The organism is Citrobacter sp. Cpo100 (assembly GCF_030332595.1).
Classification (GTDB): domain Bacteria; phylum Pseudomonadota; class Gammaproteobacteria; order Enterobacterales; family Enterobacteriaceae; genus Citrobacter; species Citrobacter portucalensis.
This window is the reverse complement of the sequence record NZ_JAOWHM010000037.1, coordinates 460,961-474,660: the sequence shown is the minus strand read 5'-3', so window position 1 is coordinate 474,660 and position 13,700 is coordinate 460,961. Positions and strand designations below refer to the sequence as shown.

The 13,700-nt window shown below is 54.3% G+C and carries 14 protein-coding genes; 12 read left to right on the top strand and 2 right to left on the bottom strand.

Annotation, left to right across the window (positions count from 1 at the left end; translation table 11 throughout):
• Nucleotides 1–55 precede the first annotated feature (55 nt).
• A complete protein-coding gene (gene hdeB, locus OGX96_RS17825) occupies nucleotides 56–385 on the bottom strand; it encodes an acid-activated periplasmic chaperone HdeB (protein WP_003019999.1) in 330 nt (109 codons plus the stop codon).
• A 401-nt stretch (nucleotides 386–786) separates the two neighbouring features.
• On the opposite strand from hdeB, the gene OGX96_RS17820 reads away from it, so the two are divergent.
• The 7 genes from OGX96_RS17820 to OGX96_RS17790 are packed head-to-tail and all read left to right on the top strand — an operon-like array spanning nucleotide 787 to nucleotide 7,704.
• A complete protein-coding gene (locus OGX96_RS17820) occupies nucleotides 787–1,653 on the top strand; it encodes a MurR/RpiR family transcriptional regulator (protein WP_286583766.1) in 867 nt (288 codons plus the stop codon).
• A 14-nt stretch (nucleotides 1,654–1,667) separates the two neighbouring features.
• Complete coding sequence (gene ddpX / locus OGX96_RS17815; RefSeq protein WP_003832991.1) at nucleotides 1,668–2,255, top strand: D-alanyl-D-alanine dipeptidase; 588 nt, start codon at nucleotides 1,668–1,670, stop codon at nucleotides 2,253–2,255.
• A 15-nt stretch (nucleotides 2,256–2,270) separates the two neighbouring features.
• Entirely contained in the window at nucleotides 2,271–3,833 is a 1,563-nt protein-coding gene (locus OGX96_RS17810) for an ABC transporter substrate-binding protein (protein WP_003832992.1), read from the top strand.
• A 44-nt stretch (nucleotides 3,834–3,877) separates the two neighbouring features.
• Nucleotides 3,878–4,900, top strand: coding sequence for an ABC transporter permease (locus tag OGX96_RS17805; RefSeq protein ID WP_286583764.1), 1,023 nt, complete (start codon nucleotides 3,878–3,880; stop codon nucleotides 4,898–4,900).
• Complete coding sequence (gene ddpC / locus OGX96_RS17800; protein WP_198802209.1) at nucleotides 4,897–5,793, top strand: D,D-dipeptide ABC transporter permease; 897 nt, start codon at nucleotides 4,897–4,899, stop codon at nucleotides 5,791–5,793. The genes OGX96_RS17805 and ddpC overlap by 4 nt, the downstream gene beginning before the upstream one ends.
• Nucleotides 5,790–6,776, top strand: a complete 987-nt coding sequence (locus OGX96_RS17795; protein WP_181511109.1) for an ABC transporter ATP-binding protein — start codon at nucleotides 5,790–5,792, stop codon at nucleotides 6,774–6,776. Before ddpC ends, OGX96_RS17795 begins: the two co-directional genes overlap by 4 nt.
• Complete coding sequence (locus tag OGX96_RS17790) at nucleotides 6,769–7,704, top strand: ABC transporter ATP-binding protein (RefSeq protein WP_191227177.1); 936 nt, start codon at nucleotides 6,769–6,771, stop codon at nucleotides 7,702–7,704. The genes OGX96_RS17795 and OGX96_RS17790 overlap by 8 nt, the downstream gene beginning before the upstream one ends.
• Nucleotides 7,705–7,723: 19 nt before the next feature.
• Here OGX96_RS17790 and OGX96_RS17785 read toward each other — a convergent pair whose 3' ends face one another.
• On the bottom strand, nucleotides 7,724–8,614 hold the full coding sequence (locus tag OGX96_RS17785) for a LysR family transcriptional regulator (protein WP_003020016.1): 891 nt from the start codon (nucleotides 8,612–8,614) through the stop codon (nucleotides 7,724–7,726).
• A 142-nt stretch (nucleotides 8,615–8,756) separates the two neighbouring features.
• Between OGX96_RS17785 and OGX96_RS17780 the strand changes: the two genes are divergently transcribed.
• From OGX96_RS17780 to OGX96_RS17760, 5 genes are read left to right on the top strand one after another with little or no spacing between them, the layout of a single operon-like run.
• Nucleotides 8,757–9,464: a CoA transferase subunit A gene (locus tag OGX96_RS17780; RefSeq protein WP_286583759.1), complete on the top strand. Its 708-nt coding sequence runs from the start codon at nucleotides 8,757–8,759 to the stop codon at nucleotides 9,462–9,464.
• Between the two features lie 2 nt (nucleotides 9,465–9,466).
• Nucleotides 9,467–10,123, top strand: coding sequence for a CoA transferase subunit B (locus tag OGX96_RS17775; RefSeq protein ID WP_191214660.1), 657 nt, complete (start codon nucleotides 9,467–9,469; stop codon nucleotides 10,121–10,123).
• 10 nt (nucleotides 10,124–10,133) lie between these two features.
• Nucleotides 10,134–11,339, top strand: a complete 1,206-nt coding sequence (locus OGX96_RS17770) for an acetyl-CoA C-acetyltransferase (protein WP_060682196.1) — start codon at nucleotides 10,134–10,136, stop codon at nucleotides 11,337–11,339.
• Entirely contained in the window at nucleotides 11,329–12,252 is a 924-nt protein-coding gene (locus OGX96_RS17765) for a 3-hydroxyacyl-CoA dehydrogenase family protein (protein ID WP_198802211.1), read from the top strand. Before OGX96_RS17770 ends, OGX96_RS17765 begins: the two co-directional genes overlap by 11 nt.
• Nucleotides 12,253–12,295: 43 nt before the next feature.
• Nucleotides 12,296–13,690, top strand: a complete 1,395-nt coding sequence (locus OGX96_RS17760) for a GntP family permease (RefSeq protein ID WP_196776256.1) — start codon at nucleotides 12,296–12,298, stop codon at nucleotides 13,688–13,690.
• The last annotated feature ends 10 nt before the right edge of the window (nucleotides 13,691–13,700 follow it).

Below are 13,700 nucleotides of genomic sequence, written 5' to 3'. Positions count from 1 at the left end.
GCGTCACAAATAACAAAACCCAGCACTTTGGCTGGGTTTTAATAACGGTTTAATCTTATTTAGATAATTCTTTTTTGATTTCGTCTTTTATTTTACTTAATTCACTCTGCGGATGTTTCTTACAAAGTTCAACGGTCAGAGGAACTGCAGTCGTAACGGTTTCGTTATAGTCGACGTAGTCACCACCTTTGAAGTCTTCGTCTTCATTGAGCACCCAGAAGGCCACCGGAGCCATAGTTTGTGGGTTTAAATCAATAAACTCCTGGCAGTTCATGCCTTTCGGAGTCACTTCAGTTTTAGCGTTATCTGTTGCTGCATTGACGCTGACACTGGTTAACAGCGCTGCGACCAGAATACCTGCTGTAGAAAGGGAGAATTTATTCATTGTAGTACTCCATTTATAATATAAATAATATCTACACTTGCGCTTAACACCGTTAATGTAGCTCGCGAAAAATAATACCCCTACCGTCATAAGAATAAAGATTGCTGTTATTGATATGGCTGAAATTTATATTTCCCATTACTGATTCTTATGTCTGAGGGATAAATGTTGCCCACAATGTGATCGTTCCGACGAAATCAGCAGATTCATACCCCTCTTCCTCTACCGTTGCACCAAAACTGAACTACGCTGCACAAATGTTGATCATTGGTTAATGAATATCGGTTGGTTTTTAACAAAAACAGTCGGCGTGCCGCTGTTACGCACATGGCACGCGTCCTGCATTGTTAATTCGCTAACAGAAATACGGTATCTGACAGGCAACTAACAGCGAGAAGGTAATGACAGCCAAACCAGAGTTATTTACCCGCATAGAGCAAACCTTTAGCCAGCTGACGCTCAGCGAAAAGCGCGTGGCCGGGTGGCTGTTAGCCCATGCTGTGCAGATCCCATTTGAAACCGCAGATGGCATCGCCAAAGCAACCGGAACCAGCGGCATTACCGTCGGACGTTATCTGCGTAAACTGGGCTTTCGTAACCTGGAGGATGCAAAAGCGAGTCTGCGTGAGCTTCCCGTTGTTCCGTATCAGCCCTGGGGAATGAATGAACGACTGGACTCCTGGCACCAGCAACAAAGCCTGCCGGATCGGGCACAGCAGTCGCTGTTACTGGAGATCGACGCCATTACCCACGTCTATCAACTTGCCCAGGGTGAGACGTTTCAACGCATTGCACAGCAGCTGGCGCATGCGGAAGCCGTATACATCCTCGGGATCCAGTCCACCCGCGGGATCGCCAACGCCTTTTTTAGTCACCTGGAATACCTGCGACCTAAAGTCAGCTACTCCGAAGGCCTGTCCGGCAGTTGGGTAGAGTCGCTGAACTCGGGATTCAGCCAGCCTTACGTGGTTATTACCGATATGCGCGCCTACTCCGCTATTTCGCGACAATATTGCCGCGTCGCCACAGAACGCTGTATTCCGCTGGCGCTCATTACCGATGTGTGGTGCCCATGGGCCAGGGATTATTCCATTGATTTACTTCAGGTAAAAACTGACACCGGGCATTTCTGGGACTCACTGGCACCGGTGAGCTGTCTGTTCAACTTATTACTTTCTGCGGTGGTGGCGCAACTGGGTGACGCCCTCGCAGGACGCCTGCAAACCAATCGCCAGTTACAACAACAATTTGGTCAATTCGAACAATAAACAGGAAACGTGCTATGTCAGAACTCCCAGAACTGGTCGATCTGTCGGTGATATTTCCGTCGCTGCATATCGATCTTAAATACGCTACTGCCGACAACATTACCGGCGCACCTATCTACCGGGAAGCGCGTTGTCTGTTGCACACTGAGGCGGTAACCGCGCTGGCTAAAAGCATCAGCATTGCGCAACTGGCCGGCCTGCAGCTTGTGGTGTACGACGCGTATCGCCCCCAGCAGGCGCAGGCGATACTGTGGAATGCCTGTCCCGACCCGCAGTATGTTGTTGATGTCGCAATTGGTTCCAATCACAGTCGCGGAACGGCCATTGACGTTACGTTGATGGACGATCGCGGCCATCTCCTTGATATGGGGGCCGGTTTTGATGAAATGCATGACCGTTCCCATGCCTGGCACCCGTCTGTACCTCCGGCAGCGCAGCGTAACCGCCTGCTGCTCAATGCCATTATGTTTGGCGGTGGTTTTGTCGGTATTAACAGTGAATGGTGGCATTTTGAATTACCTGATGCCGCTCGCTATCCGCTGCTTGACGATCAAATAGATTGTTACACTGTCACGCCTATAACAACACAACATCCCCTTTAATTCTGGAGCCTGGTTATGAAGACTACACCTGCGTTAAACGCTTTTTTCCGCCCCGCTCTGATAGCCGTTGCGTTAGCGTTTGCCCTGCCCGCCGCACAGGCTGCCGTTCCCAAAGATATGTTGGTGATTGGTAAAGCCGCCGATCCGCAGACGCTCGACCCCGCCGTGACCATCGATAACAATGACTGGACGGTTACCTATCCCTCTTACCAGCGGTTGGTTCAATACAAAACCGACGGAGGTAAAGGCTCCACGGAAGTTGAAGGTGATTTAGCCAGCGGCTGGAAAGCCTCTGACGATCAGAAAGAGTGGACGTTTACCCTGAAAAACGATGCCAAATTCGCCGACGGAACGCCGGTAACGGCAGATGCGGTAAAGCAATCCTTTGAACGTTTGCTCAAAATTGGTCAGGGACCTGCGGAGGCTTTCCCAAAAGATCTGAAGGTCGACGTCATTGACAACAACACGGTGAAATTTACCCTCAGCCAGCCGTTTGCCCCGTTTCTGTATACGCTGGCAAATGACGGTGCCTCAATCATTAACCCGGCCATCTTAAAAGAGCATGCCGCAGATGATGCCCGCGGATTCCTGGCGCAGAACACGGCAGGCTCTGGTCCCTTCATGCTGAAGAGCTGGCAAAAGGGACAACAACTGGTGCTGGTACCGAACCCGCATTATGCCGGGGCGAAACCGACATTTAAACGTGTCTCAGTCAAAATAATTGGTGAAAGCGCCTCCCGTCGCCTGCAACTGTCACGTGGTGATATCGACATTGCCGATGCGCTTCCTGTTGACCAGCTTGCCGCTTTAAAACAGGAAGGCAAAGTGAACGTGGCGGATTATCCCTCATTGCGCGTGACCTATCTGTATCTCAACAACAGTAAGGCCCCGCTCAATCAGGTGGATTTACGCCGCGCCATCTCGTGGGCCACCGATTATAAAGGCATGGTCAACGGGATCCTGAGCGGCAACGGGAAGCAAATGCGTGGCCCGATCCCTGAAGGCATGTGGGGTTTTGACGACAAGGCCATGCAGTACAGCTTTGATGAAGCCAAAGCCAAAGCAGCGTGGGACAAAGTTGCCACCAAACCTGAAAGCCTGAGCTTCCTGTACTCCGATAATGACCCTAACTGGGAACCTATCGCACTCGCCACCCAGGCAAGCCTTGGCAAACTGGGCATTAAGGTGAAACTGGAAAAACTGGCAAACGCCACCATGCGCGACCGCGTGGGCAAAGGCGATTACGACATTGCCATTGGCAACTGGAGTCCGGATTTTGCCGACCCGTACATGTTTATGAACTACTGGTTTGAGTCAGATAAGAAAGGCTTGCCGGGTAACCGTTCGTTCTATGAAAACGGTGAGGTCGATAAACTGCTGCGCAGCGCGCTGGCCACGACCGATCAGGTGGCCAGAACCAATGACTACCAGCAGGCGCAAACCATCGTGATTGATGAAGCGGCCTACGTCTATTTATTCCAGAAAAACTATCAGTTGGCAATGAACAAAGACGTCAAAGGATTTGTATTCAACCCCATGCTGGAACAGGTCTTCAATATCTCCACCATGAGTAAATAAGCCACGTTTATGCGGAGCCGCTCTGGCTCCGCAAGGGGAAGCTAATGACGTTCTGGAATATTTTACGCCAGCGATGCTGGGGACTTATTCTGGTGGTTATCGGTGTTTGCGTAATCACCTTTATTATTTCACACCTGATACCTGGCGACCCCGCGCGGCTGCTGGCGGGCGATCGCGCCAGCGATGAAATCGTCGAAAATATTCGCCAACAGCTGGGGCTGAATCAACCGCTGTATGTCCAGTTTTTTCGCTATGTCAGCGATATTTTTCACGGCGATTTAGGCATATCCATTCGCACCGGACGTCCGGTACTGGATGAGCTGCGCATTTTCTTCCCCGCGACCCTTGAATTGGCTTTCTGCTCTTTGTTGTTGGCGCTGGTGATAGGTATCCCGCTGGGTATTTTATCTGCGGTCTGGCGTAACCGCTGGCTTGATCACCTTGTTCGGCTAATGGCAATTACCGGTATCTCCACGCCTGCATTCTGGCTGGGGCTGGGGGTTATCGTGCTGTTTTACGGTCATCTGCAAATTTTACCCGGCGGTGGGCGTTTAGACGACTGGCTGGATCCACCTGCTCACGTCACCGGTTTCTACCTGATTGATGCTCTGCTGGAAGGAAACGGCGAAGTCTTTTTCAATGCGCTTCAGCACCTGATTTTGCCATCGCTGACATTGGCTTTTGTACATCTTGGGATCGTTGCCCGTCAGATTCGTTCCGCCATGCTGGAGCAACTGAGTGAAGATTACATTCGCACCGCGCGCGCTAGCGGGCTGCCGGGCTGGTACATCGTGTTGTGCTATGCATTGCCTAACGCACTTATCCCATCAATCACCGTCCTCGGCCTGGCGCTGGGCGATCTGCTCTACGGTGCGGTATTGACCGAAACGGTCTTTGCCTGGCCTGGCATGGGCGCCTGGGTGGTGACCTCAATTCAGGCACTCGACTTCCCGGCGGTAATGGGATTTGCGGTGGTGGTCTCGTTCGCCTATGTGCTGGTCAACCTGGTGGTGGATTTACTCTATCTGTGGGTAGACCCTCGAATTGGACGTGGAGGTGCTGAATGATGCTCACACAAGAAACACCGACCGCCTCTCAGACTGCACGCCGCCGCACGGACTGGGCCAAACTGTTCTGGATGATGAAAAGTAGCCCGCTGACGCTGGTTGGCGGGGTCATCATCGTATTGATACTGCTGCTGATGGTGCTGTCGCCGTGGATAACACCCCACGATCCGAATGCCATCAATTTGAGTGCGCGCCTGCTGCCCCCGTCAGCCGCTCACTGGTTTGGAACCGATGAAGTCGGTCGCGATCTGTTCAGCCGCGTTCTGGTAGGAAGTCAGCAATCTGTCGTTGCGGGTCTGGTGGTAGTGGGTATCGCCGGGGGATTGGGCTCACTGCTGGGTTGCTTGTCGGGTGTCATGGGCGGGCGTGCCGACGCGATAATTATGCGGATGATGGACATTATGCTGTCCATTCCTTCGCTGGTGCTGACGATGGCGTTGGCCGCCGCGCTGGGCCCCAGCCTGTTTAACGCCATGCTGGCGATTGCAATCGTCCGTATCCCTTTCTATGTACGCCTCGCCCGTGGTCAGACGTTAGTGGTACGCCAGTTTACTTTTGTACAGGCTGCCCGGACCTACGGCGCTTCACGCTGGCATCTGATTAGCTGGCACATTTTACGCAATTCTCTGCCGCCGCTCATTGTGCAGGCATCACTGGATATCGGCAGCGCGATCCTGATGGCCGCCACGCTCGGGTTTATCGGTCTGGGCGCGCAGCAGCCCAGCGCTGAATGGGGGGCGATGGTCGCAATTGGCCGCAATTACGTGCTTGATCAGTGGTGGTATTGTGCTTTTCCCGGCGCCGCCATTCTGATTACCGCCGTGGGCTTTAATCTCTTTGGCGATGGTATTCGCGATCTGCTGGATCCGAAAGCCGGAGGAAAACAGTCATGACACAACCCGTACTGGAAATCGAAGATTTGCATCTGAGTTTCCCCGGCTATAAAGCTGACGTGCATGCGCTGAACCATGTATCACTGCACATCAACCGCGGAGAAATCGTTGGTGTGGTGGGTGAATCCGGTTCCGGTAAGTCCGTGACCGCCATGCTCACCATGCGTCTGCTACCGGAGGGAAGCTATCGTATTCACCAGGGACGCGTTTCGCTGCTGGGTGAAGATGTGCTCAACGCCAGTGAGAAACAAATGCGCCAATGGCGCGGCGCACGTGTCGCAATGATCTTTCAGGAGCCCATGACGGCACTGAATCCGACCCGCCGTATCGGCCAGCAAATGGTGGAGGTGATCCGCCATCATCAGGCGTTAAGCCGCACGGATGCCCGCCAGAAAGCCGTCGCTCTACTCGAAGAGATGCAAATCCCGGACGCGCCGGAGGTCATGAAACGATTTCCGTTTGAGCTTTCCGGCGGTATGCGCCAACGCGTGATGATTGCGCTGGCCTTTTCGTGCGAGCCGGAGCTTATCATTGCCGATGAACCGACCACTGCACTGGACGTCACGGTGCAACTGCAGGTGCTGCGTTTGCTGAAGTTAAAAGCGCGCGCCAGCGGAACAGCGGTGTTATTTATCAGCCATGATATGGCGGTGGTTTCACAGTTATGTGACCGGTTGTATGTCATGTATGCCGGGAGTGTGATTGAGAGTGGCCCGACGCAAACCGTTATTCAACGCCCGACTCACCCCTATTCCATCGGCTTGCTGAAATGTGCACCGGAACACGGCGAACCGCGCGCATTGCTGCCCGCCATTCCCGGCACCGTGCCGAACCTAACCTGCTTACCTGCCGGATGCGCGTTTCGCGAGCGCTGCTTTGCCGCTGGTCCTCGTTGTGAAGAAACGCCGGCGTTAAGTAGTCAGGGAGGTGCAGATCAACAATCTGCCTGCTGGTATCCGCAACTGGAGACAACACATGTCTGATTTTTTACTGGCGCTGCAGGATGTTCATGTCAACTTTCCTGCACGTAAAAACTGGCTTGGCAAGGTTACGGAACGGGTGCATGCGCTCAACGGTCTGGATTTACAGATTCGTCAGGGTGAAACGCTGGGGATTGTTGGCGAATCCGGCTGTGGAAAAAGTACGCTGGCGCAACTGTTGATGGGCATGTTGAAACCCAGCCAGGGAAGCTATTCTCGCCGTGGTGATAAGCAGCATAACGGTATGCAAATGGTCTTTCAGGACCCTCTTTCATCACTGGATCCGCGCTTACCGGTGTGGCGGATAATTACCGAACCGGTGTGGATCCAAAAACGGAGCCCGGAGCGTGAACGACGCATGCTTGCCGAGGATTTGGCACGGCAGGTGGGGATTCGTCCTGAATATCTCGACCGCTTGCCGCACGCGTTTTCCGGTGGACAGCGCCAACGTATTGCTATTGCCCGGGCGCTATCGTCAGAGCCGGATGTTATCGTCCTTGATGAGCCAACTTCAGCACTGGATATATCCGTGCAGGCGCAAATTCTCAACCTGCTGGTGTCGCTACAGGCGCGCAGAAACCTGACCTACGTATTGATATCGCATAACGTGTCGGTGGTCCGCCATATGAGCGACCGTGTGGCGGTGATGTACCTCGGGCAAATTGTTGAGCTGGGCAATGCCCAACAGGTTCTCACTCATCCCGCCCATCCGTACACACGATTATTGCTGGACTCGGTACCTAAAACGGGCGCACCGCTGGCGGAAGATTTGGTGTTACGTAAAACCGAGCTACCGGGAAACCGAACGTTGCCCCAGGGCTGCTTTTTCCGTGACAGATGTCCATTGGCAACCCAAGGTTGTGAGAAGAAACAGGCATTGCTGAAGAGTGATACCGGATGTGACGTTCGCTGCTGGCGGGCGGTTACATGACCTGAGCTGTTGAGAAAAGTCAGGTGCGATACGCCTTTTTCAGTGAATCCACCAGCACCTCGGAAGCGGTAGATAATTTATGATGCGCCGAACGCAAAACCCCGATCCGACGCTGGATCACCGGCGTATCCAGATCGATACAGGTTGCGCCTAACTCTGTCATTTGCGTGCGGCATAGTGCAGGTACGGCGCTACCGCCCAGACCGTTAGCCACCAGACGGCCAACGGTCACCAGTTGATGGCTCTCCAGCGCTACTTCCAGCGTATGTCCGCTTTGCACCAGTTGTTCTTCCAGCATCAGCCGCACGGCGGACGGGCGTTGCAGGGTGATAAAATCCAGCGTCAGCAGTTCGCGCCACGCAATACGATCCCTGTCTGCCAGTCGACAGGTTGGCGGCACAATCGCGATAAAACGATCCACGCCGAGCGGCGTGAAATGCAGATGTCCCGAATAGTCCGGCTCGAAGGCTATGCCCATCTCGACCCGGCCTTCACTGACCATTTCAATCACGTGTTCATTGATCACATCGTGAACCGTTACGTTGATACCGGAATAAGAATCACGAAATGTTTTCAGTACCGATGGCAGGACGTTAGCGGCAAATGAGGGCATGGCGGCGATCGATATTTTACCGCGCTGCAGCGTAAAGCGCTGGCGCATGGCTTCTTCCGTATTCTCCCAGTCCGCCAGCAGTTGTCGCCCCATATTCAGCAGCGTTTCTCCCTCCTGCGTCAGGGTCACTTTGCGAGTTGTTCTTAACAGTAACGCCCCGCCCAGCGAATCTTCCAGTCCTTTAATCGCCAGGCTTAACGCGGGTTGCGACATATTCAGTCTTTCGCTGGCATGAGCAAAATTCAGAGTGTGAGCTACCGCTAAAAATGCGCGTAACTGTTTGATGCTCATTCCCATTTCGCATTCCTTTAACTTGTTGAATACCTTTAATTAACATTAAATTGATAAAAAAACCCAATGAGTGAGTCACAAATTTAAAATTAACAAATCATTTTTCACCCCCAATGATGTCGGCAAGGACAACTGGGGAGGCAAGTGTATGGCTGGACTGGATAAACGTGTTGCCACTTATCAAGAGGCGCTGGAAGGACTGACCGACAACATGACGCTGCTGGCAGGTGGTTTTGGTCTATGTGGGATCCCTGAAAACCTGATTACCGAAGTACGCCGTCGGGAGGTTCAGGGACTTACCGTTGTATCAAACAACTGCGGCGTGGATGGCTTTGGCCTTGGCGTACTGCTGGAAACGCGTCAGGTGCGCAAAGTGGTCGCGTCCTATGTGGGGGAAAACGCCCTGTTTGAGAGACAGGTGCTTAGCGGCGAACTGGAAGCCATCCTGACGCCACAGGGTACGCTGGCAGAGCAGTTGCGCGCGGGCGGCGCGGGAATCCCGGCATTTTTTACCGCGACCGGATATGGAACCCCCGTGGCGGAAGGGAAAGAGGTTCGCGAGTTTGCCGGACGCCCTTACATCCTTGAGCAGGCGATAACCGGTGATTTTGCGTTGGTTAAAGGCTGGAAAGCCGACTGGTACGGCAACATCATCTATCGCCACACCGCACAGAATTTTAATCCGCTGATGGCCGCCGCCGGGCGCATTACCGTCGTGGAAGTCGAAGAGATTGTCCCTCCCGGAGAACTGGACCCTGCTGCGATTCACACTCCCGGAATTTTCGTTAACCGCATCATTCAGGGGCAGTTTGAAAAACGTATTGAACAACGCACCCTGCGCCAGAAAGGAGCCTGACCATGTTAACGCGTGAACAAATGGCGATGCGCGTCGCCCGCGAGCTGCGCGACGGATATTACGTCAACCTTGGGATCGGCATTCCCACGCTGGTGGCAAATTACATCCCTGATGGCATGGACGTGATGCTGCAATCAGAAAACGGTTTGCTGGGTATGGGCCCGTTTCCCACAGAAGACGAAATTGATGCCGACATGATCAACGCCGGGAAACAGACAGTGACGGCGCGCAAAGGCGCGGCGATTTTCGACTCGGCGCAATCCTTCGCCATGATCCGCGGCGGCCACGTTGATCTGACGGTGCTCGGTGCGTTTGAAGTCGATGTTAACGGCAATATCGCCTCATGGATGATCCCCGGAAAAATGGTGAAAGGCATGGGCGGCGCGATGGACCTGGTTGCCGGAGCTGACAATATCATTGTGGTAATGACCCATGCTTCCAAAAACGGTGAGTCCAAACTGCTTCCCGCCTGCACCTTGCCGCTGACCGGCGTGGCCTGCATCAAACGCGTGCTTACCGACCTGGCTCTGCTGGAAATTGCCGACGGTGCGTTCATTCTGCGTGAACGCGCACCGGGCATTAGCGTGGATGAGATTGTCGCCAGAACAGCAGGCAAGCTGATCGTTCCCGAAACTGTCCCCGAAATGCACTTTAGCTGAGGAGCTGACCATGCAGGATGTTGTCATTGTCGCGGCAACGCGCACCCCGATTGGCAGTTTTCATGGCGCGCTGGCACCACTTTCCGCGGTTGAGCTTGGTTCAGTGGTGATCCGTTCGCTGCTGGAAAAAACGGCTGTGGTGCCTGAGCAAATTGATGAGGTGATTTTAGGTCAGGTTCTGACTGCGGGCTGCGGTCAGAATCCGGCCAGACAAACGGCGTTACGGGCAGGACTGCCGGTCACCACGCCCGCGTTAACCATCAACTTGGTGTGTGGTTCGGGTCTGAAGGCGGTGCATCAGGCGGTACAGGCGATTCGCTGTGGCGATGCGCAAATCGTGATTGCCGGGGGCCAGGAGAGCATGAGCAATGCGCCCTATTATCTCGACGGCGCGCGGGCCGGTCTGCGGTTGGGTCATGCCAGTATGAAAGACAGCGTGGTGCATGACGGCCTGTGGGATGCGTTCAACGACTATCACATGGGTATTACTGCCGAAAATCTGGCGGATAAGTTCGTAATCAGTCGTGAGCAGCAGGACGCTTTTGCCCTGCACTCCCAGCAAAAAGCTGCCGCCGCCATTGAAGCGGGTCGTTTTAACGCGGAAATCACGCCGGTCAGCGTCCCACAGGGCAAAAAGCCGCCACGTGTGGTGGACCGTGACGAACAACCTCGCCCGGATACTCAGGCTGACAAGCTGGCGCAACTTAAACCGGCGTTTCGTCCGGGTAACGGCACGGTGACCGCCGGAAATGCATCATCCATCAATGATGGTGCCGCCGCGGTGATGTTGATGAGCGCCGCCAAAGCGGCGGAACTCAATCTGCCAGTGCTTGCCCAGGTGGCGGGCTACGCGGTTTCTGGCGTCGATCCCGCCATTATGGGCATTGGGCCGGTAGAAGCGTCACTCCAGTGCCTGAAGCGTGCTGGCTGGACGCTAAATGACGTGGATCTTATCGAAGCCAACGAAGCCTTTGCTGCGCAAGCGCTGGCGGTTGGCGAATCCCTGAACTGGGACAGCAACCGGGTAAACGTGAACGGCGGTGCGATTGCGCTGGGGCACCCGATTGGCGCATCAGGTTGCCGAATTTTGGTAACACTGCTGCACGAAATGGCTCGCAGCAATGCAGCTAAAGGGCTGGCTACGCTGTGCGTAGGTGGCGGTCAAGGTGTGGCGCTGGCGGTAGAACGTCCGCAGGGGGTAGCTCATGCAAAGTAAGCCTATCTGCGTTCTGGGCGCGGGGTTAATGGGTGTCGGCATTGCTACCCACTTCGCCCGTTTTGGTTACGATGTCTGGTTATACGATACCGATAGCAGCCGAATTGCAGAAATAAGCGGAGTTGCTGGCGGTATCCTGGATGAGCTGATTGTCACTGATCAATTTGCAATTGGTGAAAAAGCGACGGTCGTGGCTCGCCTGCACGGCACAACCTCGCTACAGGATATTGCCGCATGCCGGTTACTGATTGAAGCGATCCCGGAGCGGCTCGAACTTAAACACGCACTGTATGCGCAACTGGAAGAGCTGATCGCGCCGGAGGCCGTTATTGCCAGTAATACCAGCGGCCTGCCGCCGGATGCGTTGGCAGAAAAACTCGCCCATCCTGAACGGTTGCTGATCGCCCATTTCTGGCACCCGCCACATTTTATTCCGCTGGTCGAAATTGTACCTGGCACCGCAACGAAGCCGGAGTATCTCCATGAATTGCAACAACAACTGATCGCGATGCAACTTGAGGCCGTGGTGCTCGACCGCGCAGCACCAGGGTTTGTTGGCAATCGACTGCAGTTTGCTCTGCTGCGTGAAGCGCTACATATCGTTAAAAGCGGCATCGCCAGCGCAGAAGTGGTTGATCAGGTGATGCGCGCCTCGCTCGGACGTCGCTATGCAATGGTCGGTCCGATGGAGGCTGCTGATATGACCGGACTTTCTACGGTGCAGGACATTTGTCGGCATCTGCTTCCGGAACTGGCAACCGGCAGCGACATGATGTCGCTGGTCGCTGACAAGGTTGCCAACGGTAATACCGGTGTGCGCAGTGGTCAGGGTTTTTATCACTGGGATGATTCGCGCAAGGAATACATCCAGCAACGCAGGGAGCATCAACTGCGCTTTGCCCTGAAACCGTAACTTCTCTTTCTGTACCCCACTATAACAATGATATTGAGGAGTCATGATGAGTGTATTAATCGCCCTGGCAGCGTTGGGCCTGCTGATGCTGGCAGCCTATCGCGGATATAGCGTTATCCTGTTTGCCCCCATCGCGGCATTAGGTGCTGTATTGCTTACCGAACCCAGCGCCGTCGGCCCTGCTTTCACCGGCCTGTTTATGGAAAAAATGGTCGGTTTTGTGAAGCTTTACTTCCCGGTGTTCTTGCTGGGGGCAGTGTTTGGCAAGTTAATCGAGTTATCTGGGTTTTCACGTTCCATTGTTGCCGCCGCTATCAACATTCTCGGCCGTCGCCATGCCATTCCGGTTATTGTGCTGGTATGTGCGCTGTTGACCTACGGCGGCGTATCGCTGTTCGTCGTGGCGTTTGCGGTGTATCCGTTCGCGGCCGAACTGTTCCGTCAGAGCAATATTCCTAAACGCCTGATCCCGGCAACCGTTGCGCTGGGCGCGTTCTCCTTCACCATGGATGCCCTGCCAGGCACACCGCAGATCCAGAACATTATTCCGACCAGTTTCTTCGGTACCAACGCCTGGGCCGCGCCGTGGCTGGGTCTGATAGGTTCCGTGTTTATCATCGTTGTTGGTCTGGTTTATCTCGAACGTCAGCGTCGTAAAGCGCAGGCAAAGAATGAAGGCTATGGGACTGAACTGTTAAACGAGCCGGAAACGCCGGATAACATTAATCTGCCGAACCCGATCATCGCGATCTCTCCGCTGATCCTGGTTGGGGTATTTAACCTGCTGTTTACCCGCTGGATCCCACAATGGTATGGCGCCACGCATCAGCTTGAACTTCCGGGCCTTGCCAAGCCGATTACCACCGAAGTCGGTAAAATCACCGCTATCTGGGCAGTGGAAGCGGCGCTGATTTCTGGGATCCTGCTGGTGGTGCTCTTCGGCTATCGCAACATTAAAGGTCGCCTGGCGGAAGGCAGCAGAACGGCGGTTGGCGGCGCGATCCTCGCGGCGATGAACACCGCGTCAGAGTATGGTTTTGGCGCAGTGATCGCCGCCCTGCCAGGTTTCCTTGTACTGTCAAAAGCACTGGCGGCTATTCCTGACCCGCTGCTCAATGAAGCTATCAGTATCACTACGCTTGCCGGGATCACCGGTTCGGCGTCTGGTGGGATGAGTATTGCCCTTGCCGCCATGTCTGACACCTTTATCGCGGCCGCTCACGCTGCCAATATCCCACTTGAAGTCTTCCACCGCGTGGCGTCTATGGCCAGCGGTGGTATGGACACCCTGCCGCATAACGGCGCAGTCATTACCTTATTAGCTATCACCGGTCTCAGCCATCGTCAGGCGTATGGCGGAATTTTTGCTATTACCGTCATTAAAAGTCTGGCCGTACTGTTTGTCATCGGCGTCTTCTACACCACCGGAATTGTTTAAGGAGAATCAT